Below are 26792 nucleotides of genomic sequence, written 5' to 3' on the forward strand. Positions count from 1 at the left end.
CGACTCTAAGGTTTTTAATTTTATAAAGCTGCTTTCCAAAAAGCTTCACCGGCTTGAATAGGATCATTGGTTTCAGCCAACACATCTATCCAAACCTGATATTGTCGTATCACAGGATGTTGGCTAGGATGAAAATTAGGCTTAAACCAGTCTAGATATTGTTCACGCATTGCAGATAATTTACCTTGTTTCCCAAAAAACCATGGAATGCCTTTGATAGCAAATTTAGCGCGTTGGAAACGACTAAATCCATCATATTTGAGCATGACATTGGCACGGTAGAAGGTAAATCCAAACATTTGTAAAGTGACAAAGGCAAGCGCAAATTTACGTAAGTTTTCAGGGACTTCTCCAACCTCTTTCATGACATCAAAAGCAACATCTCGATGTTCCATTTCTTCAATTGCATGCCAAGCAAATAGGGCCCGCACAAAAGGATGAACATCGGCTAAAGTTTCCCTTTTACTATAAAAAGTTTCTGCCATTAACGCTGTGAGATGCTCTGCTGCGGCAGTCATAGCAATGTTGTACTGTTTGGAACGATGTTTGAGTATATGTTCGAAATGCGCACTCATAAATTTTACAAACTGGTCAACAGGCATGCCTTGGTGCAGCATTTCTTCATTCATTTTGTCATGTGCAATACCATGCTGTGCTTCCTGTCGAATAAAATCTGTGACACGTTGCTGTAAATTTGGATCGGTAATTTTGTCACGCAGTGCCCGAACACTTTGAATGAAATATCTTTCCCCTACAGGAAAGGTCAAACTCAGGGCATCAAACATACGGGTACGAAAAGGGTCATTATCAAACCAAAAGCGTGGAACTTCATTCAATCTAAAATCTAAATTGCTGCGAACCACAGGATCAACTTGGTGTTTTACATATGCATTCATTGTTTTATTTCTCGCATTATTCAGTTCAAAGCCTTATTCAAGACAGAACTGATCAGTTTATATCAAGACGGCTATAATCCAGCCTGCCAAAATGCTTCACCTGCTTGAATAGGATCATTGGTTTCAGCCATCGTATCGACCCAAACTTGATATTGTCGAATTACAGGGTGTTGACTAGGATGAAAATCTTTTTTAAACCAGTCCAAATATTCACCTTTCATTGCAGATAAAATCCCTTTTTTACCGAAGAACCAAGGTAATCCTTGTGTTGCCATTTTTAAACGTTCTATACGGCTGAATCCATCATGTTTAAGCATGATATTGGCACGGTATAGGGTAAAGTTGAACATCATTATTGTGGTAAAGGCTAAAGCAAATCGACGTAAGTTATCTGGCACCTCTCCAACCTGTTTCATGACATCAAAAGCAACATCACGATGTTCCATTTCTTCAATAGAATGCCATGCCAGTAACGCTCGTACATAAGGATGTGCTTCAGATAGCGTTACTTTATGGCGATAAAATGTTTCTGCCATCAAAGCAGTTAAGTGTTCTGCTGCTGCTGTCATAGCAATATTGTATTGAGGCGAGCGCTGAGTCAGTTCAAATTTAAAAATTTTACTTAAAAACTGGATAAATTGATCAACAGGCATGCCTTGATCTTTCATGACTTGATTCATTTTGTCATGGGCAATGCCATGTTGTGCTTCTTGACGAATAAAATCCGCAACACGTTGTTGTAAATCTGGATCGGTGATTTTATTACGAAATAGACGGACACTTTCAATGAAATAGCGCTCACCATCTGGGAAGGTAAGACTTAGTGCGTCAAATAGTCGCGTGCGGAATGGATCTCCTCCAAACCAGAAGCGCGGTACTTCTTCAAGTTTAAAGTTGAGCTTGGTTCGAACCACAGGATCGACCTGATATTTAACTAATGCATTCATTTTATTTTACTTGCATTGCTGTTGATGAATTCAGTATGTCGGGAATTTGCAAGTTTGTTTTGACAGATATTGCCATTTTTTATACATTTTACGACAAAATGAAAATTTGGAATGTCAGTTTTTTACTTTAATGATCATAAAAGAGTGCAAGACTATGCATGAATTACAGATCCCTAATGGTTATTTTCATCTTTGGCAGATGTATTTGTCTGAACAAGGGATTGATCTTGCGACCCTTGATTTCTTACAAGCGGATGAAAAAAAACATTTAATTGAAATTCTATCGCAGCCGATTGATACACAATCTTCCTATTTCTTCTTTCATCAACTGATTGAAAAAACCAAACAAGTGCTAGATTGTCCTCAGATTGTTTTTGAAATGGCAGAATATGTTCGACCTGAACATTTTGGGGTTTTGGGCTATATGGCATCGCGAAGTACAACTGTCGCAGAAGCGTTACAAAATATTATGCGTTTTAGCCGTTTGGTGATTGATGGTGATGAAGTTATTCCAATGCAAATGCGGCTCAAGGGGGAATATGTACATTTAATTTGGCCCTTTCATCATGAAAAATACATTCTTATAAATGAATTTACCAATGCGTTAATGATGCATCTCGCACGTAAAATTGTACCGCCAAATCAATTTCCATTACATGCGGTGCGTTTTGCTCATGCACCACAAATGGCAATGTATCATTATCAAAAGTTCTACGACTGTGAAGTCTCTTTCCATCAACCGCAATACAGTTTTGTCTTAGCCTCAGCAGGTTTAAATTTAAAAATCCAACAGGCAGATCCATCCTTAATGCAGTTGTTGGTCAAGCAGGCAGAGGAGGCCATTGCGTCTAAACCTCGTTATGAAACCATTGCTCAACGCTTACATTTGATTGTGGCGGAATATTTAAAATTAAAACAACAAGCACCAAAAATAGAAGAACTCACTCAAGAACTTCATATATCTACACGGACTTTACAACGACAGTTAAGTGACTTACAGACATCGTTTAAGAAAATTGTAGAAATTGAGCGAATGAAACGTTGTGAATTTTTATTGGAAAGCCAAATGCCATTCAGTGAAATTGCAATGCATTTAGGTTATTCAGATCAGTCTGCTTTAACCAGAGCATATAAGGCTTTTAGTGGGCAAACCTTATTAGAGAAAAAACAAAAGTTGAAGTCAACATAAAAAACCAGTGCAAATAAAGTTAGCTTCAAAAGTCAAGCACCTTAGATCGCGTTACTGCGATCAAAGTGCTTAGTATGATTGTATTTTTTTAATTTATGCACAAAGTGCTGGTTGATCTGATTGTTGAATTGGTTTTTAAAACCCTGATTTAACATGGTTTCAAGTTCTTTTTAACTTAGGAAATCTAAATACGATTGCCAATACTGCAAATATCGCCAATACCCAACAATAATAAATTGAACCAATTAGTTCAACAGGGGACAGTTTGGCAATTGAGCATGCAAGTAAAAGTTGAGCGCCGTATGGAATCAAACCCTGAACCACACAAGAGAAAATATCCATAAATGCGGCTGCACGTTTGGGATCAACAGCATATTCTTTGGCAACTTCTCTTGCCATGTCTCCAGATAAGATGATGGCAACCGTATTATTTGCAACAAACACATTTGAGAAAACCACAAGAAAGCTAATTCCAATTTCTCCCGCATGTTGCTGACCGATTTTAAATCGGCGGGTTAAGGCATAAATATGTTGAATTAACCATTCTAACCCCCCTTCTTTTTGCATAATGGCAGATAAACCACCTAAGAACATAGAAAGTAAGGCAACTTCAAACATACCAACAAAACCATCATAAATAGCGGCATTGTATTTAAGCAGGGTAAATTCAGGATTTTCAATGATGCCAAGACAACCAGAAAGTACTATTCCAATGGTCAGTACTGCAAGCACATGCAAACGTGTAAATGCTAAAAAGAATACGATTACATAAGGCAAAATAAGCCATAGGTTATAACTTTTATATTCAATAGTTTGTGCATGATGGCTGGTCAAAATATAAATTAATATGGTGATGATCGCAGCAGGAAGTGCAATCCAGATATTTACCCGAAATTTATCACGCAGTTCTACATTTAGGCTTCGAGTAGCTGCAATGGTGGTGTCTGAAATCATGGACAAATTATCACCAAACATTGCCCCACTGACCACAGCACCAATTGCATAAATAGGTTGAATATCCGTTGCTTGAGAAAAACCAAAAGCAATTGGTGCACATGCTGCAATGGTTCCCATCGATGTTCCCATTGCTGTGGCAATAAATGCTGAAATGATGAAAAGCATCGGAAGGACAAATTCAGATGGAATAATTGATAAACCAAATTGAACAGTGGAGTCCACACTACCGATTGCACTGGTTACGCTGGCAAAGGCCCCTGCAAGCATAAAGACCATAAACATCAAAATTAAATTGGGATGGCTTGCACCATGCAAAAATGTTTCTATAGCGGCATTGATTTTCCCTCTATACAGCAGGATGGCTAAAATAATTGCAGGAAGAGCAGCAATAGGGGCTTTCACTTGATAAAAAGCAAATTCAGTACCAATGATCGTGTGATAAATACCACTGCCTAAAAAAATGGCTAAAAAAACAATAAGCGGCAAGAGCGCAAGCACGCTGGCTTGCACTTTAGCCTGAGAATGTGTGGTCATAAGAGGAGATAAAAAATCAGAATCCTGACTAGTATAAACAGCTTTTGCAATTTCTGAAAAATAATTAAGTAATGTGGGTGATAAGGTTTTTAGTTATAGGATTATGATTTAACTTTATTTTTTACTTATATTGATATTTTTTCACAAGCTTGAAAATAGGTAGCTTTGATCATTGTCCTCAACTTGAAAATAGCGCTAAATGTATCCATGGGTTGTTTTATTATTTGTGATATAAAACAAGATATGCGAGAGCGACTATGTGACTCTATCCTTTGAGTAAAAAATAGCGTTACAATGCAGTGTCTTGTATTTATACATTTGGATGATTAAACCGTAAATAAATCTATTTTGAGTTTGTTTACTGGCGTTTAATGATCTAAAAACTCCTCAAGTTTGAACAATTCAAGGAATGTACAATCCTATGTCACGTTTAGCCACTCGTTTTGCACAGCTTAAATCTCAACAGCGTAAGGCTTTGGTTTCTTATGTTATGGCGGGTGATCCTCAACCACATGTAACCGTACCATTGTTACATCAAATGGTTGCAGCAGGCGTAGACGTAGTTGAACTTGGATTGCCATTTTCCGATCCTATGGCAGATGGTCCAGTGATTGCACTTGCAGCAGAGCGCGCTTTAGCTGCGGGTACAAATACCTTTGATGCCTTGAATATGGTTAAAGAATTTCGCCAAAAAGACACGACAACGCCGGTTGTTTTAATGGGGTACTTAAACCCTGTTGAAGTGATTGGTTATGAAAAGTTTGTGGCTTATGCGAATGACTGTGGTGTTGATGGGGTACTTGTTGTGGATTTACCACCTGAAGAAGCACAAGATTTAGATGAAGTATTGCAAAAGTACAATATGGATCAAATCTTTTTGCTTGCACCAACCTCTACCGATGAACGTATTCAGCATGTAGTGAAACAAGCAAGTGGCTTTATTTACTATGTGTCTTTAAAAGGCGTAACGGGTGCAACAACATTGGATACAACGGAAGTTGCAGCACGTATTGAAAAAATCAAAACCTTTACCGATATTCCAGTTGGGGTAGGTTTTGGGATTAGTGATGCCGCTTCTGCAAAAGCAGTAGGTCAAGTTGCTGATGCAGTGATTGTCGGAAGTGCTTTTGTCAAACCATTTGCAAATCTTGCACCAGAACAAGCTGTTGAAGCAGCAGTGAATAAAGTCAAGGAGCTTCGAGCCGCGCTCGATGAGTTAGTATGAATCAAGAAGTGAAATCAGGGAAAATCCTCAGCGCAACAACGCCGTGGACAGATCGTACAGTTCCAGGCATTCATATGCCTGACCAACAACAAACACTCAAAGCGACGTTTACAGAACCAACCATTGAGTGCCCTGAATGTCATGCACTCGTGACTCGTACTGCAATGTCTTTCAATGCTTATGTTTGTCCATCATGCGATGAACATTTGAAAATGAAAGCACGTGATCGTTTAAATTGGTTTTTTGATAATGTGACCACTGAACTTGGTCAAGAATTTGCTGCAAAAGATCCTCTGCATTTTGTAGACAGCAAGCCTTATCCAGAGCGTATTAAAGAAGCGCAGGAAAAAACAGGTGAAACTGAAGCCCTTGTGGTGATGCAAGGTCAAGTTAAAAATATTGCAATGGTTGCATGCGCATTTGAATTCGACTTTATGGCTGGATCAATGGGTACTGTGGTCGGTGACCGTTTTGTACAAGCTGCTGAAAAAGCGATTAAAGACAAGCAACCACTGATTTGTTTTGCTGCTTCAGGTGGTGCTCGTATGCAGGAAGGCATGTTGTCTTTGATGCAAATGGCGCGTACCTCTGCGGCGATTCAAAAAATGAAAGATGCGCATCTTCCTTATATCGTGGTATTAACCCATCCTGTGTATGGTGGTGTAACAGCATCATTGGCAATGTTAGGTGATGTACATATTGCTGAACCTAAAGCGATGATTGGCTTTGCAGGTAAACGTGTGATTGAACAAACTGTACGTGAGAAGCTGGAAGAACCATTCCAACGTGCGGAATTTTTGCTTGATCATGGTGTAATCGATCAAATTGTTCATCGTCACGCATTACGTGATACTGTATATCGTATTGTAGCGAAACTGATGAATTTGCCTTGAACAACCAAACAACACCTTTAAATACTGATGATTTACAAACATGGCTCAATTATTGGAGCCATGTTCACGTTACAGGGATTGATTTAGGCTTAGAGCGCGTGATTCCTGTGGCAGAACAACTTGGAGTGATTAACCCCAAAGCCAAAGTGATTACCGTTGCGGGAACAAATGGCAAAGGTTCAACCACAACTACACTCGCTGCGATTCTCAATGCCCAAGGATTGAATGTTGGTTTATACCAGTCTCCACATATTTATCGTTTTAATGAGCGGGTTAAACTGGCTGGACAAGAAGTTGATGATCAAACTTTGATTGATGCTTTTGTTGCGGTTGATCAAGCCCGCCGTATTTGTGATTTATCTTTATCTTTTTTTGAAGCCACAACTTTGGCTGCATTTGTTATTTTTAAACAAAAACAATGTGATGTTTGGGTACTTGAAGTCGGTCTTGGTGGTCGTCTGGATGTGGTCAATGTGATTGATCCAGATGTGGCTGTGATTACCAATATTGGCTTAGACCATACCGATTGGCTTGGCGATACGATTGAAAAAATTGCTTTTGAAAAAGCGGGCATTATTCGGGCAAATATCCCCGTTATTTTTGCAGGTGCACAAGACATACCACAAGCTATACAACATAAAGTACAAGAAACCAATGCTACGTTATATGCGTTAAACCACGATTATTTTTATGATAACTCAGAAGATGGCCAATCTTGGAATTTTGCAAGCTCAGGAACGACTTTAAAACTTCCTTTGGGACACTTGGCACTGGAAAATATTTCTGCGGCTGTCGCTGCAATTTTGGTGAGTGGTTTAACAGTTCCACAACAGGCGATTTCGCAAGGTATCCTGAACGCACAATTGTCAGGGCGCTTTGAGATTAGAAAAATACACGATAAAACAGTAATTTTTGATGCGGGACACAATCCGCATGGTGTAGAATTTTTGTTAAAGCAATTGCGAAAATTCCTAGAATACAATAAACAGTACACAGAAGTTGTCTCTGTTTTTTCAATGTTGTCCGACAAAGATGTAGATTCTGTGGTCAAGTTGTTGAAAAATACTGTATTAAAGTGGAAAATTGCACCATTAACTGTGCCTCGTGCGGCATCATTGGAACAATTACAAACTGCTTTACAGTATGAGACAGTTGAACAGTTTGATTGTGTACAAGCAGCATTTCAATCAGCGCTTGCAGAAACCAATAATAATCAGCTGATTTTGGTGTGTGGTTCATTCCATACCTTAGAAGCGGTCTGGGAGTATTTAGACGAATGTCAATGAATAACAAACAACGCTGGATGGGTGGTGTTGTTTTATTAAGTGGTGGTGTTCTATTGGCGGCATTGCTTCTAAAAGGTAAAGAAGAAATCCACCAAAGCCAAGTAGAGACACAGCCGACAAGCCAAGCTCAGCAAAATAAAGCGACACCTGCAGGTGAGCCTGTACAATTGCAGCCGTTGACTGTCGACGTTGCGACTGAAAAACGTCTGTTAGAAGAGCAGAAGCGTGCCCGTGAAAAAGCGGTTGCTGAACAAGAAGCAAAAGCAGCTGATTTTTTACGTACGCAACAACAGGCAGAAGCAGATGCTGCACGTAAAGCAGCTGAAGAGTATGCCGCTGCAAATGCAAGACGTGGTGCAGCTGCTGCGGCAGCACAGGAAGGGGCTGATATTCCTCCTGAGCTGGTACAGGATGAAAAAGCCAAAGCGCAACAGAAAGCAGCAGAGCAGAAAAAACTTGAACAGCAAAATGCTCAATTAAAGCAAAAAGCCGATGCTGAAAAAAAGTTAGCTGAGCAGAAGCGTCAAGCTACCGCAGAAGCAGATAAAAAAGCCGCTGAAGACAAGAAACGTAAATTAGAAGAACAACAAAAAGCAGATGAAAAACGTAAGCTAGATGCTGAAAAGAAAGCTGCTGCTGAGAAAAAGCAAGCGGAAGACAAGAAAGTAGAAGCGGATAAAAAACATAGAGCACAAGAAGAAGCAAAGAAAAAAGCGGAAGCTGAAAAAGCACGTGATTTGCTTGAAAATGGTGATAAGCAATGGATGGTACAAGTTGCGCTTGCCGCCAATGAAGCCAATGCAGATGCTGTCGCTGCTAAACTACGTGCCAAGGGCTACAAAGTGACTAAGAGTCCAACCTCAAAAGGTATTCGTATTATGGTTGGACCATCGAAAGATAGAGAGACTGCTGATTCAGCACGTAAGAAGATCAATTCTGATGCGAGTCTAGGCATGAAGTCGGCTTGGGTAATCGAGTGGGTACCTCTAGACCGACGTTAAACGCTATGAATTAGGTCTTTGTGGTTAAAGATGGATTCGCGAGTTGCTCACGGATCCATTTTATATTTTCAGGGGTAAAAAGTTTTTCAATATTGCCCCAGATTGGATGGAAGCCATAACCGCCATGCTTCATTTCATTTAAAGCATCCTTCACAGACCAGTTCTCAAAAATAATTCGGTACATTGCAACACTTGCCCCAGTACGATCAGAACCATGATAGCAATGGATTAAAACCTTCTGGTTTTGGGCTTTTGCGATTTGAATTGTTTTCATGACATTGAGTAGATCATGACGATCAATTGCCCAAGTATTGATCGGGATATGAACCAATTGAAAGTTTTGTTTTGAAAAGACGGTTTTATCTTTATTGCGACTTCTTAAATTAATAACGACATCAATATGATTGGTTTTTAACTCAGGAATAAGTTCAGCACTGGGTTGTTCACTACGAAAAACGGTGTCACTGATTCGATAAAAATTATACTGTGGAGCAACAATAGTTCCCCATTGTTTTGGGCGCTCATGATCTGGAAGTGCAGCTGTTGTCATACATGCTGAAAGCTGTACGCTGAGTGCGAAGATAGTGGTATAACGTAATAATTGAGATTTAAGCATGCTTTAAATATCGGTCTAGTTCAACAGGATCGTGGGCACAGATAATTTCAATTTTTGCTTTATTCTGTGCAAGCTGTTGCAGTTGTGATAATGTTTTTAAGCGCAATGTATTATCTTCTGCTAGGAGATATTCAATTTTGTCGAGCGCGCGTAATTTATTCTTAGGGTTGAGTTCTAGATGATTAAAATAAGCATCGCCACAGAACAATAACCATCTCTTTTGTTGTTTGATCGCTATACCGCAATGTCCTACAGTATGACCGACTAAAGGAATTAATAAAATTTCATCATTGAAAATATTAAAACCTTGAACTTTTTGGAAGTTAAACCATGCTTCGCCATTTATAGGTTCAAGAAAATTCCAGTAGCGATGATTTTTAAATTGTTGTGGTCGATAGCGCAATTTATTCATGACTGAAAGTTTTTGTGCAGCATTAAACTCACTGGATAAGATGTGAACCGTGGCATTGGGAAAGTCTGAAATACCACCTGCATGATCTAAGTCTAAATGGCTGACCAAAATATGTTGAACATCGGATGGTTTAAAACCCAATTGTTGAATTTGAGAAATGGCTGTGAGATTGAAATCAGCTTGTATGCCACTTATTTTAGTAAAAGCTTTACCTAAACGTGTTTGTGGGTGAAGGTAGTCTTGCATCCCAAAACCGGTATCGACCAAAACAAGCCCCTTGTCTGTTTCAATCAATAGGCAATGACACACCATTTTTCCATACAAACCTTTTTGTCCGTATAGTGGTGCACACATCGGACACATGGTTCCACAATGTAAATGATGTACCTTATAAATCATAATTAAGCATTTGTTTTTAGGATTGTGCTTTGTTTATAAACTGAATTGAGAAAAATACCAATCTAAAAATACAATTGTTGTGTTTAATAGAGCTCAAATCACAGCTCATGGAATGAAGATTTTTAAGCGTTTACGTGTTGAAAAACCAGAGCCGTTGTTTCCCCAGATTGAAACAATATAAGTTTCATTTTTTAATAGGCACGGTTTTACTGTGGGGTGTTGAAATGCGCTTCCCCAAATACTCAGTTCATCATTGATCCCTTTTTTGAGTCTGATCTGTTGCTTATTATTTGCTTGATGAATGCTTACTTGATGAGTATTAATCTTTTGCCGATCTGCAGGGTAAAGAATGTGAGGGTGTTCAATTTCACAAATAAGGGTATGATTTTGTATAGATTGAATTTTTAGTTTATTGAAACCTAAATAATACTCACCTAAGAAAATGTTTTCTAAAATGATTTCATGCTCTTCATGATAAATACGAACATTAGGTGATTTAATAAAGGGATAACTGATAAGTAATCCAAGAATAATGACCAAGACATAAAGAATTTTTTTCATATTTAATCTAAGTTTTAAAGATGTTGAATAATTTTATTTTTTTCAAGGACATGTTCGATAATTAAATAGCACAGCTCTATTAAACAAACATTTCGAGTTTCAAACTGCAAGACTAAGTGTTTTAGTTCTTTGACTACTAGATAGAACTGAAATTTTTTTGCTAAGGGATTTTTTAGCGAAAGAGACATGTAACACAGTAACTTGTGATTCAGGTGTCCAAGGCTTTTCAACAAAGAAAATTTGATCATTTTGTACGTTATTAATATTTAATAACGTGGTGAATAAATCCATCGCATCTTACTTCTATCAAGCCTTGATTCTTTAATCACGTATCAGCGATTAAATGCAGTTTGGAGCTTACTCAAAAGCGCTTACATCGCCTACACCACGACGAATAATTTCAGGGTTCGCTCCTGATAAATCAACGATACTAGTGGTGGTTAAGGTACCTAAACCACTGTCAATAAACACATCAATACGTTTTTCCAGTAATTGTTCAATATCGTAGGGATCATCCATTGGTGCATCTTGACCAGGTAAAATCAAAGTACTGGTCAGTAAGGGTTCTCCCAACTCTTTTAATAGTATCTGACAGACGGGATTACTTGGAACACGTAAGCCGATAGTTTTTTTCTTGGGATGCATCAAGCGTCGTGGAACTTCACTGGTTGCGGGTAAAATATATGTGGTTACGGCTGGGGTATTGGCTTTAAGTAGACGATACATTGCATTGTCTACTTTGGCATAGGTTGCAATATCAGATAAATCTGCACAGATAATCGCGTACTGATGCTTTGCCCCTAGACCGCGGATCTGAGCAATACGCTCCATTGCACTTTTATTTCCAATTTGACAGCCGATTGCATAAGCGGCATCAGTTGGGTAAACCACAACATCACCTGCTCGAATTCTTTCGACTGCTTGGCTGATTAAACGTGGTTGAGGATTGTCAGGATGTACTCTTAAATGCAGCATATTTATTCTCCTGATTTATTGTTAATTCAATTATTACTTGGGAAAGTAAATCGTTGCAATCAATGTTTTAAAAAAATTACGGGTTTAATCAAGATCGTTACGATTAAATTCAGTGCTTTGTAATGTTTTGCCACCTCGAGTACATAGACAAATACACTGAATTAAATGTTTTGCATCGCGTGGAAGTTTGGCTTTACCCGAAAAAAATTCCTGAACTTGTACATAGACATTGTCTTTAAATGTCGAGCCGTCACCACCTTCACCAGTCAGATTATCCAGCGAAACTCGAAATTTTCGTCCAAATGCTTTGGAAAATAACCATTCAATGGCTTGAGGCTTGATTTCAACTTGCTCAAATAAGGCTTGTTGTTCAGCTGTACGACCATCGGGTGCATACCAGTAACCGAGATCAGGCAATAAACGGCGTTGTTCTCCGGCAATGCTCCAATGACTGATTTCATGCAGAGCACTGTTGAAAAAACCATGTGCAAACTGAATACGTGCAGGGCTGTGTTCGCTAGCAGGGAAATACTCTGGTTCAAAATCACCACGAACAAGCGTCACATTTAGGTGGGAAAACCAGTGATTAAAGTGTAAGATAAGCCAATCAACGTGTTGTACTTCTGTTTGTAAGTTAGCCCATGATAAGCGTTGCACATCGGCGGCTTGCAATGTGTTTTCAGAAGTTGAATGCGTATTGAATTGTAATGAAGTAGTGACTTCAGGTTGCGGCTGCAACTGATGCATGGCTTGTATTACTCAAGAGATCTGTCTAAATAAGTACAAAATTGTATCTTAATCTTTGACAGAGTACCTATGAATTTGTAGAATTGCCGCCTTAATTATGTCAGCAAATACCTTTCCGGCACAGATAGAGCCGTTTAAATGGGCTGAACAAGGCTTTACATGGTCAGGTACCCTGCCATTGTCTCGCTTTGTTCGTATTTCCCGTGAAGCTGTTGGATCAATTGATGATCAATTGATCAATATAGACTGTAAGCTATCAATGGATGCGTATCATCGTATTGTTTGGCTAGATGGTCATGTAGATACTAAAGTTCCAATGGAATGTCAGCGTTGTCTGGATTCTGTTGAAATTACACTAGTTTCTGATTTCCATTTAGCTTTAATAGATGATGAGTCACTGATAGAGCGCTTGGATGAGGATGCTGATTTCATCGTACTAGGTGAAAGTGAAGCAACAATTAAAGGGGATTATTTAACCAATACTCCTGCAACTGTTGATTTACTTGCACTTTTAGAAGATGAATTGTTATTGTTGATGCCTCTGTCTCCTAAGCATGATGCTTGTGAACATAAGCACCAACCAGCCGTTCAGGACACTGTTGAAGAAAAACGGGATAATCCGTTTGAAGTTTTGGCAGGTTTGAAGGGTAAACTTAACTAAATTTTGTGTTATACTGTTAAGTTAAGACAACCGAATTTGTTCTGATCCATTTTTTCGATTTGTAAGGAGCCATCATGGCCGTTCAGCAAAACCGTAAAAGTCGCTCTCGCCGTGACATGCGCCGTTCACATGACGCTTTAACCGAGAATGCACTAACTGTAGACCAAACTACTGGTGAAACTCACCGTCGTCACCATGTGACTAAAGATGGTTTCTACCGTGGTCGTCAATTATTCGCTAAAGCAGCTGATGCTGAATAATTGGTAAGTATTAAGCGCAAGCTTAGTAAAAAATGGGAGCGAAAGCTCCCTTTTTTTGTTTTGAATGACTGGTTTTTTTGTTGTATTTCGCAATTAAATTAATTTTTTTTTAATGTAAAATTGCGCCATCGGAAACGATCAAGATTAAATAAGGGACTTTTTATATGTCTGCCAAACGATTCGAACAAGCAGCTCAAGCAACAAAAACTGCATTTTTGTTTCCAGGTCAAGGTTCACAAAAAGTGGGTATGCTTGCTGAACTTGCAGAACAGTTTAGTGGTGTACAAGAAACCTTTACTGAAGCATCAGATGCCATCGGTTTTGATTTATGGCACATTGCACAAAGCGGTGAAGGTTTAGATCAAACTGAAAATACCCAACCTGTTTTATTGACAGCAAGTATTGCTTTATGGCGTGTATGGTTAGATCTTGGTGGTGTTGTACCAAAATACCTCGCAGGTCATTCATTAGGCGAATACAGTGCTTTAGTTGCTGCAGAGTCGATGACTTTGGCAGATGCAGTCAAGTTGGTAAATTTACGCGGTAAATTGATGCAAAGCGCTGTGCCTCAGGGGCAAGGCGCAATGGCCGCCATTCTCGGTCTAGATGATGCGAAAGTACTTGAATTGTGCGAGCAAGCCAATGTGCAAGGTCGTGGTTCTGTTGAAGCTGCAAACTATAATGCGCAAGGTCAAGTTGTTATCGCAGGTGACAAAACTCTAGTCGAAGCTGTCATGATCGTTGCGAAAGAAAACGGCGGTAAAGCAATTGCATTACCTGTATCTGTACCATCACATTGTTCTCTAATGAAACCTGCTGCTGTACAGTTTGCAGAAGCTTTGGAACAAACTGCCATTGAGCTACCAAGCATTCCTGTAATACAAAATGTCAATGCTGGAATCGCGACAGATACAAGCCAATTGCGCTTAGCGTTAACAGCACAGTTGTATCAGTCAGTACAGTGGACTAAAACCATGCAATTCATTCAAGACCAAGGCATTCAGTATGTTGCTGAATGTGGTCCAGGGAATGTATTGGCGAATTTAGCAAAACGTTTACCAAATATCGAAAAAGCATTTCCACTCGATACACAAAGTCGTATGGAAGATGCACTGAATGCTATCTTAGTGGCTGAAGGGAAAATTGCATGACACAAGAACGCAAAGTCGCATTAGTGACAGGCGCGAGCCGAGGGATTGGTGCTGCCATCGCTCAGCAATTAATTCAAGATGGTTATTTTGTTGTAGGTACAGCAACATCGGCAGCGGGTGCAGAAAAACTTTCAACAGTTTTTGCTGAAAATGGTGCTGGTGCATTACTAGATGTACGTGATGGTGCAGCAATTGATGCATTGGTATCAGACATTGAACAAAAATATGGTTCAGTGATGATACTGGTGAATAATGCTGGAATTACCAAAGACAATTTATTGTTGCGTATGTCTGAAGAGGATTGGGACGATATTCTCAATATCCATCTAAAAGCTGTATTCCGCTTATCTAAACGTGTATTGAAAGGTATGACCAAAGCTCGCTTTGGGCGCATTATCAATATTAGTTCTGTTGTTGCACATTTTGCTAATCCAGGGCAAGCCAACTATTCTGCTGCAAAAGCAGGGATTGAAGCTTTCAGTCGCAGTCTCGCAAAAGAAATGGGAAGCCGTCAGATTACAGTCAACTGTATTGCACCAGGTTTTATTGCAACAGAAATGACTGAGCAGTTGAGTGAAGATATTCGCAAAAAAATGAGTGATCAAGTTGCGTTAAATCGATTTGGTCAACCAGAAGATATTGCAAATGCAGTAAGTTTTTTGGCTTCTGACAAAGCCAGTTACATTACAGGCACAGTATTACACGTAAATGGTGGTTTATACATGGCGTAATGCGATGTATAAACTTTGAAAAAAGTAAATATTCAATTAAACTATCAGGCAATTAAAAGCCGCCACAAGCAATGAGGAGAATTCCTGTGAGCGATATCGAACAACGCATTAAACAAGCTGTTGCAGAACAATTAGGTATCAAAGCTGAAGAAATCAAAAACGAAGCATCTTTCATGGATGATTTGGGTGCTGATTCTCTAGACCTAGTAGAACTTGTTATGTCTTTCGAAAATGACTTCGACATCACTATTCCAGATGAAGATTCTAACGAAATCACAACTGTTCAATCAGCTATCGACTATGTAACTAAAAAACTTGGTTAATGTGTTGATTGTATAACACGGTGTTGTTATACGTAAAAAGACCACCTTTGGGTGGTTTTTTTACGCCTGAAGTTAGGGTTTCGAGCGAATCTTTGATTGGCGATGACTCAACCATTAATAACAACTAAATAAGTTTAAAATCAAAACATTGGTTACATATCGTTACCTTTTTATCACCAATGACAACGCACATCCTGATACTTTTTAGCTATAAAAATAGAGTTCGTAAATTTGTATAACAGTTCACAGTAATACATTCTCAGTAAAACAATTTTCAATAATGATATGGAGTACTAAATATGGGTCTTTTTGATTTTATTAAAGGAATTGGTAAGAAAAATACAGCACCAGCTGAGCCACAAGCAGCACCAGCAACGCCATCAGAACCATCTGCACAAGAAATAGCCAATAAGTTATTGGGACACATTAAAGCGTTAGGTTTACCAGTAACAGGACTTTCCGTAAGTTATAACGGTGCTTCTGATTTGGCGACAATTCATGGTCAAGTACAAACTCAGGCAGATAAAGAGAAAATCATTCTTGCTGTGGGAAACATTGATCATGTTGCGCAAGTTGATGACCAAATGACAGTTGCAACACCTGAACCTGAAAGTAAGTTTTATACGGTTAAATCAGGTGATAATTTGTCTAAAATTTCAAAAGAATTTTACGGTGATGCCAACCAATATAATAAAATTTTTGAAGCGAACCGTCCTTTGTTAAAAAATGCGGATGATATTTTCCCAGGACAAGTTTTACGTATTCCTGCATAATATTTGTTCGCTGATCTTTGATCATAAAAGGCACTTCGGTGTCTTTTATATTTTTTAATGATTTTATTGTTGTTTGAAGTGTTTTTTAAAGTGTATTGAAAATATTTTTTTATAACAAAAGGATGTAAAAAAAATCACATAAAATTGCTATGTGATCTTTTGAAGTTAATCGCTTTATTCTAAAAAATTCAATATTGTATATTATTTATTGGGTTGTGGAGTAAGACGAAGATAGGGCTTAACCGCCGTATAACCTTTTGGGAAGCGTTGCTTCAGCTCCGCTTCATCTTTGATCGACGGGATAATGACCACATCTTCACCATCTTGCCAATTTGCAGGTGTGGCAACTTTATAATTGTCAGTCAGTTGTAATGAATCAATCACACGTAGAATTTCTTTAAAATTACGTCCAGTTGATGCAGGGTAGGTAATGATTAAGCGAACTTTCTTATTGGGATCAATAATAACTAAAGACCGCACGGTGAGAGTTTCACTGGCATTTGGATGAATGAAATCATACAGCGTCGACACCTTACGATCTTTGTCTGCAATGATTGGAAAGTTTACAGTGGTATTTTGCGTTTCATTGATGTCGTTGATCCAACCTTTATGCGATTCCACATCATCCACTGAAAGGGCAATGGCTTTTACCCCCCGTTGTTCAAACTCATCTTTTAGTTTTGCGGTATAACCCAACTCAGTGGTACATACTGGCGTATAATCGGCAGGGTGTGAGAATAAAACACCCCAACTGTCGCCCAAGTAATCATAAAACTTAATTGGACCTTCACTAGATTCCTGAGTGAAATCTGGTGCAATGTCACCTAATCGTAAAGTCATTTTGAAACCTCAATATCTAAAAATGTTGTTTGTTATTTGGCTCGTCCAAACTACTATTACCCAGTTTTTTTATAATTAAAAATAGTGTTTTTGTATTTCTTTATGAAGAAAATAGATATTAATAAAAGAAGCATATGAAAAAAAACATATAATTGATCTCTACCTCACTGCAAATATCGGTTAAATTTGCTACATTAATGCGCCTTAGCTGATACGTGCTAGAACTAATCGTCAGATTTTTTTGATTGGATTTGTGCAAAACCCTTGTACTTCAAATTTCTACCACCATAATATCGTCTGAGAAAAATTTATTTCACAAAGATTTAGAGAGTTTATATGTTGGCAAGTCTGATCGGAGGAATCTTCGGTACTAAAAACGAGCGCGAACTAAAACGTATGCGTAAAATTGTCGATAAGATTAATGCGCTCGAGCCGACGACATCTGCACTCAGTGATGCAGACTTATCTGCAAAAACTGAAGAATTCAAACAAAGATATAAGAAAGGTGAAAGCCTAGATAAATTAATGCCAGAAGCGTTTGCGGTGTGTCGTGAAGCAGCAAAACGTGTCATGGGTATGCGTCATTATGATGTGCAGCTCATTGGTGGTATTACTTTGCATGAAGGAAAAATTGCAGAAATGCGTACAGGTGAAGGTAAAACCCTGATGGGTACTTTGGCTGTATATTTAAATGCAATTAGTGAGCAAGGTGTTCATGTCATCACGGTCAACGATTACTTGGCACAACGTGATGCTGAATTAAACCGTCCGCTTTATGAGTTCTTGGGTTTAAGCGTTGGTGTAATCTATTCGATGCAATCACCGATAGAGAAAGCTGAAGCATATCGTTCAGATATTACTTACGGTACCAATAATGAATTTGGTTTCGATTATCTGCGCGATAACATGGTTTTCTCTATGGCTGAGAAAAAGCAACGTGGTTTGATTTATGCGATTATCGATGAGGTCGATTCGATCTTGATCGATGAAGCACGTACACCGTTGATTATTTCGGGTCAAAGTGATGACTCATCACAGCTTTATGTTGCAATCAATAGTATTCCACCGAAGTTGCATGCTCAAAAAGAAGAAAAAGTCGCAGATGGCGGTCATTTCTGGATTGATGAAAAGCAACGCCAAGTTGAAATGACTGAAGTCGGTTATGAAACTGTTGAAGATGAATTGATTAAAATGGGCTTGTTGGCTGAAGGCGAAAGCTTATATTCACCATCAAATCTAAATCTCGTTCATCATGTGTCTGCTGCAATTCGTGCACATTTCCTTTATCAACGTAATGTTCATTACATCGTACATGATGGTGAAGTAATTATTGTTGATGAGAATACTGGTCGTACCATGCCAGGTCGTCGTTGGTCTGAAGGTTTACACCAAGCCGTTGAAGCCAAAGAGGGCTTAGAAGTTCAACCTGAAAACCAAACTTTGGCAACTACGACATTCCAAAACTATTTCCGTTTATACAAAAAACTTTCAGGTATGACAGGTACTGCTGATACTGAAGCTGCGGAAATGAAAGAAATCTATGGTTTGGATGTGGTGCTTATTCCAACCCATCGTCCGATGATTCGTAATGACCAAAACGATTTAATTTATTTAAACCGTAATGGTAAATACAATGCAATTATTGAAGAAATTCAGAAAATTCATGAAGCAGGTGTTGCACCTATCTTGATTGGTACTGCAACCATTGAAGCATCAGAAATTTTATCTGATAAGTTGCGAGATGCAGGTATTACCCATGAAGTCTTGAACGCTAAACAACATGAGCGTGAAGCAGATATTATTGCTCAAGCAGGTTCACCACGTGCAGTAACCATTGCAACGAATATGGCTGGTCGTGGTACAGATATTTTGCTTGGTGGTAACTGGAAAGCAAAACTTGCCAAAATTGAAAACTATACTGCTGAAGACGAAGCTCGTCTTAAAGCGGAATGGGAACAAAACAACGAAATGGTGTTGAGTTCAGGTGGTTTACACATCATTGGTTCTGAGCGCCATGAATCGCGTCGGATCGATAATCAGTTGCGTGGGCGTTCTGGTCGTCAAGGTGACCCCGGTGTTTCACGTTTCTTCTTGTCATTAGAAGATGATTTGATGCGTATTTTCGCAGGTGATCGTGTTGTGGCAATGATGCGTGCGATGGGATTACAAGAGAATGAAGCCATTGAACATAAAATGGTGTCACGCTCTATTGAAAATGCACAGCGCAAAGTTGAAGCACGTAACTTTGATATTCGTAAAAATTTATTGAAATACGATGATGTAAATAATGAACAACGTAAAATTATTTATTCGCAGCGTGATGAAATCTTAGAGGAAAGTTCACTTCAAGATTATATTGAAGAAATGCACCGTGAAGTCGTGAAAGGTTTAATCGAAACCTATATTCCACCTGAATCTATCCATGATCAATGGGATATTCAAGGGCTTGAAAATGCATTGAATGAAGATTTGGGGATTAATCTTCCTGTAAATCAATGGTTGGAAGAAGATCGTCGTCTAGATGAAGAAGCCTTGGTTGAGCGTATTTCTGATGAGATCGTTACACGTTACCGTAATCGTCGTGAACAGATGGGGGATGATACTGCTGCGACACTTGAACGTCACTTCATGTTGGGTTCATTAGACCGTCATTGGAAAGACCATTTGGCTGCGATGGACTATTTGCGTCAAGGGATTCACTTACGTGGTTATGCACAAAAGAACCCTGAACAAGAATATAAGAAGGAAGCCTTCAATTTATTCGTCAATATGTTGGGTGTGATTAAGTCAGACGTGGTTACTGATATTTCTCGTGTGCATATCCCAACACCTGAAGAGCTTGCTGAAATGGAAGCTCAACAACAGGCTCAAGCTGAATCTATGCGTCTTAACTTTGCACATGATGAAGTGGATGGTTTAAGCGGTACGGTCAGTAATGAAATTGTTGATGCACAATTCACTGATAGTGATGAGGTTGTTGCACCAGAAAGCCGAAATGCACCTTGTCCTTGTGGCTCAGGTTTGAAATACAAACAATGTCACGGCAAAATCTAATTAGTGAATAGACCCTGAAAGTGTTACGAAAAAGCAGAACAATTGTTCTGCTTTTTTTACAAGTTATTACCATGCGTTAATTTTTATTGCAGGAAATGTGATTAAGTGGTATTAAGTTGCTCAATTGGAAAAGATCTTTGGGAAGATAATGAAAAAATTATTAAAACCTTTATTTGTTGCAACTTTAGCAGTTCCAGCATTGGCATTTGCAGATACAGCACCACAAACGACGACAGTGGAAAAAGTACAAGCTGCTACAGGCGCAGTGACAGCCCAAGCAGAAGTAAAAAATGAAACCACGACTGTAATCAGTCCACGTACTGGTATTCGTTATACTTTAGGTAATACAGGCGGACGCCCAATTATTTTAAAAACTGCGGCAATTGCTGCGGTAACACCGGCCACGATTAATCGTGTTGTTGCTTCGAATCCAGCCTTGTCAGTATCTAGTCAAGAAAAAGTAAAGCAAGCATTGTTGGCTGCAGATACAACAACTGCTATTCAACAGTGATACGTTGCTGATGTAAAGCCAGTATATTTACTGGCTTTTTTATTTTATATTCAAATGAATAAGCTTTTCTTATAGTAAAAATAAATAAGCATTTTAATAAGCTCGATTTTTATGGAGAATTCTAATAAGCTGTATTTTCATTTTAATTCATGTGGACATTTGAAAATGGCTGTTGGTGACGTGTCTATGCCGCATATGCATGTGGTACAAGGTGTAAAAATTGGCTCTGCTGAGGCGTATGTCCGTTATCCAAATCGACGAGATTTAGTTATTTTTGAATTTGCACAAGGTACCAATGTTGCGGGTGTATTTACCCAAAATGCATTTTGCGCAGCACCAGTTCATGTGTCGAAAGCGCATTTAGCACAAGCTAATCCGCGCTATTTGGTCATCAATACTGGGAATGCTAATGCGGGTACAGGCAAATTGGGCATGCAAAATGCACAATTGACCTGTTTAAAGCTTGCTGAGTTAGCGCAGGTAGAAGAATTTGAGGTATTGCCATTCTCTACAGGGGTTATTGGTGAACAACTGCCCATTGAGCGTTTAACGCAAGGTTTACAGCCTGCACTAAATAGTTTGAATGACTCCACTTGGACAGACGCTGCGACTGGGATCATGACCACGGATACTACACCAAAAGGCACCTCAGAACAGTTCGAGCTTGATGGTATAACCTATACAATGACTGGGATTTCTAAAGGTGCAGGCATGATTCGCCCCAATATGGCGACCATGTTGAGTTTTGTTGCAACCGATGCGCCAATTGCACGAAATCTTGTGCAAAAAATGTTAAAAATTAGTGCAGACCAATCATTTAATCGGATTACTGTGGATGGTGATACTTCTACCAATGATTCATGCATCTTTGCTGCAACCGGAATGGCTGGTGGTATAGAAATTAGCAGTGAAGATGATGCTCGTTATACTGTGATCTTGGATGTTTTATCGCGTGTGATGAAGCGTTTGGCGCAACTGATTATTCGTGATGGGGAAGGGGCGACCAAATTCATTACTATCACGGTTGATGGTGGAAATGACACACAAGAATGCTGTGATATTGCTTATAGCATTGCCCATTCACCATTGGTTAAAACGGCAATTTTTGCGTCTGATCCAAACTGGGGGCGTATTCTTGCTGCGATTGGTTATGCTGGCGTGAAAGATTTGGATGTTGAAAAAATTCAAGTCTGGTTAGACGACGTGCAAATTTGTAAAGATGGTGGTGCTGCTGAAGACTATACCGAAGAAGCTGGTGCGCGTGTAATGTCACAGACAGAAATGACCATTCATGTAAACCTTGGTCGAGGGCAAGCCAAAGATACGGTATATACCTGTGACCTATCATATGATTATGTGAAAATTAATGCGGACTATCGTTCATAACTACTGATTTTTTAAGGAGCCTCATTCGTGAGGCTTTTTTATAACAAAACATTTTTCGTGGTGAATTTATGTGCGCTAAACCGTACAATCAATTCACAAGTGTATAAACGCTAGCATGATGCCAGCGACAAGGAAAGAGAAGACCTCTTATGAATGATGCGAATAATTTAATTGCCAACGAAGCAAAATCGGTTGTGCAAGCGCATTTAGATCGTTTAGGTGAACCTAAGGACAATAGTCTGAGTCCAGTGGTAAAACAGCAGAAGTTTGCGCAAATTAAAGCTGAGTTGCAAAAAAACAATGCTGTTTTGGTGGCACATTATTATTGTGATCCAGATGTACAAGAACTTGCGGAAGCGACGGGTGGTTGTGTTTCTGATTCTTTGGAAATGGCACGTTTTGGACGTGATCATGAGGCAACTACTCTGGTTGTCGCTGGGGTTAAATTTATGGGAGAAACCTCAAAAATTCTTTCTCCTGAAAAAACAGTACTTATGCCAACTTTGGAAGCAACCTGTTCGCTTGATCTAGGTTGTCCTGTAGATGAATTTACTGCATTTTGTGATGCGCATCCTGAACATACTGTTGTGGTCTATGCCAATACCTCAGCAGCAGTTAAAGCACGTGCTGATTGGGTGGTGACTTCAAGTTGTGCTGTAGAGATCATTGAACACTTAGACAGTTTGGGCGAGAAAATTATTTGGGCACCAGACCAACATTTAGGCCGTTATATTCAAAAGAAAACTGGTGCTGATATGTTGCTTTGGGATGGTGCCTGTATCGTGCATGAGGAGTTTCGTGCCCGTGGTATTGAAAAGATGAAAGCACTGTATCCGAACGCAGCTGTATTGGTACATCCTGAGTCACCAGAATCAGTGATTGATATTGCGGATGCGGTGGGAAGTACTTCACAACTAATCAAAGCAGCTCAAACATTGCCACAAGACACTTTGATTGTGGCTACAGACCGTGGCATTTTCTATAAAATGCAACAAGCTGTACCGCATAAGACCTTGATTGAAGCACCTACAGCAGGTGAGGGTGCAACTTGTCGTTCTTGCGCACATTGCCCGTGGATGGCAATGAATGAATTAGATGGCATTTTGTCAGTTTTGCAAAAGGCTGATCAAGAAATATTCGTAGATGCAGCTTTGGCTGAACGTGCTAAATTACCTTTAGATCGTATGTTGAACTTTAGTGCTCAATTAAAACGATAGAAATTGTATAAAAAACATCTGAAATGTTTGATTAATATACATTTGACGTGTTTTTTTAACTTTTTTTCAAGATAGGTGTTGACGTCTTGTGGCGTCACGCCTAGAATGCACACCGTACCGCACGATGTGCGATACACAAAAGCTGAGATGAACGGAGCATAGCACAGCCTGGTAGTGCACCTGGTTTGGGACCAGGGGGTCGTAGGTTCGAATCCTACTGCTCCGACCAATTCTTCAAGGCAAGTTAATCTGTGATATTAGTATCATTGGTCATGCGCCTGTAGCTCAGTTGGATAGAGCATCCGCCTTCTAAGCGGATGGTCACAGGTTCGAATCCTGTCAGGCGCACCATATGTTGCTTGATACTATAGATCCTAAAACTTAATGTGACGGTGGATGTAGCTCAGTTGGTAGAGCCCCGGATTGTGATTCCGGTTGTCGTGGGTTCGAGCCCCATCATTCACCCCAATTCCCTTAAGTTTGTTGTAAATTCGGAGCATAGCACAGCCTGGTAGTGCACCTGGTTTGGGACCAGGGGGTCGTAGGTTCGAATCCTACTGCTCCGACCATTTAAGTATTAGCTTAAGTATAAATTATCCGCTTAGATGCGGTTTTTTTATGCCTAAAATTTGTGCTTGTCAACGAGTGTCAAATTCTATAGATCTAAAAAAAGATCTCCGTAGAGATCTTTTTCAATAAAGAGAAGATTATCAAGGAATAATAATCACAGCAACACGACGGTTTTCAGCTTTATTTTCTTCTGAATCATTTGCTTTAAGTGGCTGGTCAGCCCCTTTTCCAATCACTTGGATATTTTGTGGATTGAATTTTTGCTCAATAAATATATTTGAAACATTTTGAGCACGTTCTTTGGATAATTTTAAATTGTATTCAGGATTTCCGATATTATCGGTATGACCTACAATTTTAAGCTTATCGAGATGATATTTGTTTAATTGCGTGGCTAAACGAACCAATTCAGTTTGTCGCTCGGTATTAATATTCGATTCATTAAAACCAAACAATAAACGTTCTGGTAGTCCTAGACTCCAGCCTTCATCCGTTAATACAAAACCTTCTTTCTTGAGTACACGAGCTTGTTTATAGCTCAATCCACCTAGATTCATACAACCCGTAAGTGCTAGGCAGAGTATTGCAAGAATAGAAAGTTGTACGTTTTTTAAAGTCATAAAAACCCCCTAATATTATGAATGGTAAATAAACCAATGATGCTGTAAAGATTTTGCTTTGTACATGGCTTGATCTGCTTGAGAAATTAAGTCTTCTGGGCTTGATGCCTGACTAGAGATGGCAATACCAATACTAAAGCTAAAAGAAATCGATTGTCCTTTATAAATTAAAGGATCTTCACAACATTTAATCAGATTTTCCGCAATAGAGATGAGGTGTTCAATTTTAGAAATGGAACGTAATATAATTGCAAACTCATCTCCCGCAAGGCGCGCGACAAAATCATCTTGACGAATATGGCGTCTTAATCGTGAAGCCATTTCTTTTAAAACTTCATCACCGACCAAATGTCCATATTGATCATTAATGGCTTTAAAATTATTATTATCAATAAATAATAAAGCTAAATTCTCACGTTGATTGGTATCTTCATATAGATTACATAACACTTGATAAAAATAATTACGATTAGGTAATTCGGTTAAATGATCATGTTGAACTTGATAAGAAAGTTCACTATTCTCGTTTTGAAGATGGGTGTGCCAAGATTGAATTTCATCTAAGAGTTGGTTGAACACACTGTTTAAGTCTTGAAATTCTTTTACATCACTTTTGGGGAATCTTAAGTTGTATGCTTTCTGATTCCTTAATAGTTGTGCAATTTGTATAATCGGTAAAAATGACCCCATAATATGGCGATAAGTTAAGTTTACTGACCACCATACAGCAAAAACCATAAATAGCATGCCAAATGCTAAGCCCGTAAAAATTTTAAAAATAAACATTAAAATTTCATTGGAACTTCCATAGAGCACAACTTGGCCGACAAGCTTTCCTTGATGTTGCACATTTAGCTTGATGGCATCTTTTAAAAAGATATGGTCAAAAAAGTTTTGAATATAGGAATAGTGTTCAACATTTTTTAGGCTTTCAGCAACTTTATGACCTTGATTATCATAAACCTCAATCAGACGTACTGAATGTTGAAAGGTATATTCATTGATAATCTGTGAAATCGCGATTCTATCAGAGAAGACTAGCGCAGGTTGAACACGTTCAGACACGGTTCGACTGATTAATAATAGGTTTTGTTTCGCATAAGATTCAACGGTAAATACTGAAATCGTGACAAAAGTAGACGTACTAATAAATAAAGTGATTGCAAAGGTCGTAAATTGAGATTTACGAAACAATGTTTGTAAGGAACTCGATTTAAAAAATTTATTCATCATTATTTTAATCCGAATTCTTTGCCAGCAATAAAACACGTGGATCAACATGTATTTTAGACTGAGCTAAACTATCTAAATTCACTTTAAAAATAGTATTTCCTGTTTTGTTGGTGGATAAGCAAAAAACGCTGCCAATTTCACATTCAGAATTACTTGAACTAAACGATAAAATAGATGAATTTAATGATTTCCCAATAAGGGCCTGTTCGGTTTGTGCTGAAGTATTCGAAAAAAATACCGCATCACAATGACGATTTTTTAGATCAGCGGAATGTATTGAATTTATATTAAAAGGAGACTTATTTGATTTGATATAAGCAGAAAATTGGTTTGCATAGGATGCATTATCAACGACGCACAATTCTGGATTAGGAGTGTTCCATTTGGCATAGCTTAATATAGACAATGTCATCATGAAAATATTATGTGACGAATTGGCTGAGGAATAGTTGCAACATAAGAGCAAAATTCCTAAACAGAAGCTTCTTCTATTTATAAAACAGGCCATATTCGACTTAATTTATTAAATGATAAAATTATTTCAAATAGTTTAAAGAAAAAAAACAAATATAAATAGCTTAAAATTTAAATAAAAACATGAAAGGGGTTGCTCTTATGATGAAAAAAGCGACAAAAAATAGCGGAAAAAGGACTTATTTTGCCATTTTGGTCGAAAAAATGTCCAACTGATAAAAAAGTTTAAAAAAAGGGGTTGTGTTGGGAATGGAATGCTGTAGAATGCACATCCATCGGCGGTGATGTTAAATAAAACTTCTGATAAATCAGGCACTTGATTAAGTTGTTAAGATTTCGAATTGAGATTT

General features: G+C 38.6%; 27 protein-coding genes and 4 tRNA genes. 19 read left to right on the forward strand and 12 right to left on the reverse strand.

The window, feature by feature from the left end; genetic code table 11:
* Positions 1–20 precede the first annotated feature (20 nt).
* Entirely contained in the window at positions 21–896 is an 876-nt protein-coding gene (locus ACG916_RS12630; RefSeq protein ID WP_419328398.1) for a metal-dependent hydrolase, read from the reverse strand.
* Positions 897–967: 71 nt separating this feature from the next.
* Positions 968–1843 (reverse strand): metal-dependent hydrolase, encoded by an 876-nt coding sequence (locus ACG916_RS12635; RefSeq protein WP_419328399.1) that lies wholly within the window; start codon positions 1841–1843, stop codon positions 968–970.
* Between the two features lie 154 nt (positions 1844–1997).
* Between ACG916_RS12635 and ACG916_RS12640 the strand changes: the two genes are divergently transcribed.
* The gene (locus ACG916_RS12640; protein ID WP_419328400.1) at positions 1998–3032 is read left to right on the forward strand and encodes an AraC family transcriptional regulator; all 1035 of its coding nucleotides are present in this window, start codon (positions 1998–2000) and stop codon (positions 3030–3032) included.
* Between the two features lie 159 nt (positions 3033–3191).
* Here ACG916_RS12640 and ACG916_RS12645 read toward each other — a convergent pair whose 3' ends face one another.
* Positions 3192–4523: a Na+/H+ antiporter NhaC family protein gene (locus ACG916_RS12645; protein WP_336954369.1), complete on the reverse strand. Its 1332-nt coding sequence runs from the start codon at positions 4521–4523 to the stop codon at positions 3192–3194.
* Between the two features lie 421 nt (positions 4524–4944).
* On the opposite strand from ACG916_RS12645, the gene trpA reads away from it, so the two are divergent.
* From trpA to ACG916_RS12665, 4 genes are read left to right on the forward strand one after another with little or no spacing between them, the layout of a single operon-like run.
* The gene (gene trpA, locus ACG916_RS12650; RefSeq protein ID WP_419328401.1) at positions 4945–5748 is read left to right on the forward strand and encodes a tryptophan synthase subunit alpha; all 804 of its coding nucleotides are present in this window, start codon (positions 4945–4947) and stop codon (positions 5746–5748) included.
* Positions 5745–6641, forward strand: coding sequence for an acetyl-CoA carboxylase, carboxyltransferase subunit beta (gene accD, locus ACG916_RS12655; protein WP_336954371.1), 897 nt, complete (start codon positions 5745–5747; stop codon positions 6639–6641). The genes trpA and accD overlap by 4 nt, the downstream gene beginning before the upstream one ends.
* On the forward strand, positions 6638–7927 hold the full coding sequence (gene folC / locus ACG916_RS12660; RefSeq protein WP_419328403.1) for a bifunctional tetrahydrofolate synthase/dihydrofolate synthase: 1290 nt from the start codon (positions 6638–6640) through the stop codon (positions 7925–7927). Before accD ends, folC begins: the two co-directional genes overlap by 4 nt.
* Positions 7918–8928 (forward strand): SPOR domain-containing protein, encoded by a 1011-nt coding sequence (locus ACG916_RS12665; protein WP_336954374.1) that lies wholly within the window; start codon positions 7918–7920, stop codon positions 8926–8928. The genes folC and ACG916_RS12665 overlap by 10 nt, the downstream gene beginning before the upstream one ends.
* Before the next feature lie 10 nt (positions 8929–8938).
* Here the strand turns inward: ACG916_RS12665 and ACG916_RS12670 are convergent, their stop codons facing one another.
* The 5 genes from ACG916_RS12670 to ACG916_RS12690 all read right to left on the reverse strand — a co-directional run bounded on the left by ACG916_RS12670 (position 8939) and on the right by ACG916_RS12690 (position 12638).
* The gene (locus ACG916_RS12670) at positions 8939–9544 is read right to left on the reverse strand and encodes a dual specificity protein phosphatase family protein (RefSeq protein WP_336954375.1); all 606 of its coding nucleotides are present in this window, start codon (positions 9542–9544) and stop codon (positions 8939–8941) included.
* A complete protein-coding gene (locus tag ACG916_RS12675; RefSeq protein WP_419328404.1) occupies positions 9537–10355 on the reverse strand; it encodes an MBL fold metallo-hydrolase in 819 nt (272 codons plus the stop codon). The genes ACG916_RS12670 and ACG916_RS12675 overlap by 8 nt, the downstream gene beginning before the upstream one ends.
* Before the next feature lie 105 nt (positions 10356–10460).
* Positions 10461–10916 (reverse strand): hypothetical protein, encoded by a 456-nt coding sequence (locus ACG916_RS12680; RefSeq protein WP_419328405.1) that lies wholly within the window; start codon positions 10914–10916, stop codon positions 10461–10463.
* Between the two features lie 357 nt (positions 10917–11273).
* Positions 11274–11891, reverse strand: a complete 618-nt coding sequence (locus tag ACG916_RS12685) for an L-threonylcarbamoyladenylate synthase (protein ID WP_336954379.1) — start codon at positions 11889–11891, stop codon at positions 11274–11276.
* An 84-nt stretch (positions 11892–11975) separates the two neighbouring features.
* A complete protein-coding gene (locus ACG916_RS12690; RefSeq protein WP_336954380.1) occupies positions 11976–12638 on the reverse strand; it encodes an elongation factor P hydroxylase in 663 nt (220 codons plus the stop codon).
* Positions 12639–12735: 97 nt separating this feature from the next.
* Between ACG916_RS12690 and ACG916_RS12695 the strand changes: the two genes are divergently transcribed.
* The 6 genes from ACG916_RS12695 (at position 12736) to lysM (ending at position 16537) form a co-directional block, all read left to right on the forward strand.
* Positions 12736–13299: a YceD family protein gene (locus ACG916_RS12695; protein WP_336954381.1), complete on the forward strand. Its 564-nt coding sequence runs from the start codon at positions 12736–12738 to the stop codon at positions 13297–13299.
* A gap of 74 nt (positions 13300–13373) precedes the next feature.
* Entirely contained in the window at positions 13374–13559 is a 186-nt protein-coding gene (gene rpmF, locus ACG916_RS12700) for a 50S ribosomal protein L32 (protein ID WP_004723964.1), read from the forward strand.
* Between the two features lie 164 nt (positions 13560–13723).
* Complete coding sequence (gene fabD, locus ACG916_RS12705; protein WP_336954383.1) at positions 13724–14710, forward strand: ACP S-malonyltransferase; 987 nt, start codon at positions 13724–13726, stop codon at positions 14708–14710.
* Complete coding sequence (gene fabG, locus ACG916_RS12710; protein ID WP_336954385.1) at positions 14707–15441, forward strand: 3-oxoacyl-ACP reductase FabG; 735 nt, start codon at positions 14707–14709, stop codon at positions 15439–15441. The genes fabD and fabG overlap by 4 nt, the downstream gene beginning before the upstream one ends.
* Positions 15442–15527: 86 nt before the next feature.
* Complete coding sequence (gene acpP / locus ACG916_RS12715; protein WP_004723957.1) at positions 15528–15764, forward strand: acyl carrier protein; 237 nt, start codon at positions 15528–15530, stop codon at positions 15762–15764.
* A gap of 299 nt (positions 15765–16063) precedes the next feature.
* Complete coding sequence (gene lysM, locus ACG916_RS12720; protein ID WP_336954387.1) at positions 16064–16537, forward strand: peptidoglycan-binding protein LysM; 474 nt, start codon at positions 16064–16066, stop codon at positions 16535–16537.
* A gap of 201 nt (positions 16538–16738) precedes the next feature.
* Here lysM and ACG916_RS12725 read toward each other — a convergent pair whose 3' ends face one another.
* The gene (locus tag ACG916_RS12725) at positions 16739–17377 is read right to left on the reverse strand and encodes a peroxiredoxin (protein WP_336954388.1); all 639 of its coding nucleotides are present in this window, start codon (positions 17375–17377) and stop codon (positions 16739–16741) included.
* Positions 17378–17713: 336 nt separating this feature from the next.
* Here ACG916_RS12725 and secA point away from each other — a divergent pair, with 336 nt between their 5' ends.
* The 8 genes from secA (at position 17714) to ACG916_RS12765 (ending at position 24114) form a co-directional block, all read left to right on the forward strand.
* The gene (gene secA, locus ACG916_RS12730) at positions 17714–20431 is read left to right on the forward strand and encodes a preprotein translocase subunit SecA (RefSeq protein WP_336954390.1); all 2718 of its coding nucleotides are present in this window, start codon (positions 17714–17716) and stop codon (positions 20429–20431) included.
* Positions 20432–20579: 148 nt separating this feature from the next.
* A complete protein-coding gene (locus ACG916_RS12735) occupies positions 20580–20942 on the forward strand; it encodes a hypothetical protein (protein WP_336954391.1) in 363 nt (120 codons plus the stop codon).
* A 165-nt stretch (positions 20943–21107) separates the two neighbouring features.
* A complete protein-coding gene (gene argJ / locus ACG916_RS12740; protein WP_419328406.1) occupies positions 21108–22328 on the forward strand; it encodes a bifunctional glutamate N-acetyltransferase/amino-acid acetyltransferase ArgJ in 1221 nt (406 codons plus the stop codon).
* A 149-nt stretch (positions 22329–22477) separates the two neighbouring features.
* Positions 22478–23545: a quinolinate synthase NadA gene (gene nadA / locus ACG916_RS12745; protein WP_336954393.1), complete on the forward strand. Its 1068-nt coding sequence runs from the start codon at positions 22478–22480 to the stop codon at positions 23543–23545.
* A gap of 152 nt (positions 23546–23697) precedes the next feature.
* Positions 23698–23774 (forward strand) — tRNA-Pro (locus ACG916_RS12750).
* 45 nt (positions 23775–23819) lie between these two features.
* A tRNA-Arg gene (locus tag ACG916_RS12755) sits at positions 23820–23896 on the forward strand.
* Positions 23897–23937: 41 nt separating this feature from the next.
* Positions 23938–24013: transfer RNA gene (locus ACG916_RS12760), tRNA-His, on the forward strand.
* 24 nt (positions 24014–24037) lie between these two features.
* Positions 24038–24114, forward strand: a tRNA-Pro gene (locus ACG916_RS12765).
* 141 nt (positions 24115–24255) lie between these two features.
* Here ACG916_RS12765 and yfiB read toward each other — a convergent pair.
* From yfiB to yfiR, 3 genes are read right to left on the reverse strand one after another with little or no spacing between them, the layout of a single operon-like run.
* On the reverse strand, positions 24256–24735 hold the full coding sequence (gene yfiB / locus ACG916_RS12770; RefSeq protein WP_336954394.1) for an outer membrane lipoprotein YfiB: 480 nt from the start codon (positions 24733–24735) through the stop codon (positions 24256–24258).
* A 15-nt stretch (positions 24736–24750) separates the two neighbouring features.
* Complete coding sequence (gene dgcN / locus ACG916_RS12775) at positions 24751–25968, reverse strand: diguanylate cyclase DgcN/YfiN (RefSeq protein WP_151958163.1); 1218 nt, start codon at positions 25966–25968, stop codon at positions 24751–24753.
* A 4-nt stretch (positions 25969–25972) separates the two neighbouring features.
* Entirely contained in the window at positions 25973–26476 is a 504-nt protein-coding gene (yfiR, locus tag ACG916_RS12780) for a regulatory sequestration protein YfiR (protein ID WP_512700214.1), read from the reverse strand.
* Positions 26477–26792 lie beyond the last annotated feature (316 nt).

The sequence above is a fragment of the Acinetobacter legionensis genome, from assembly GCF_048552295.1.
GTDB lineage: Bacteria > Pseudomonadota > Gammaproteobacteria > Pseudomonadales > Moraxellaceae > Acinetobacter.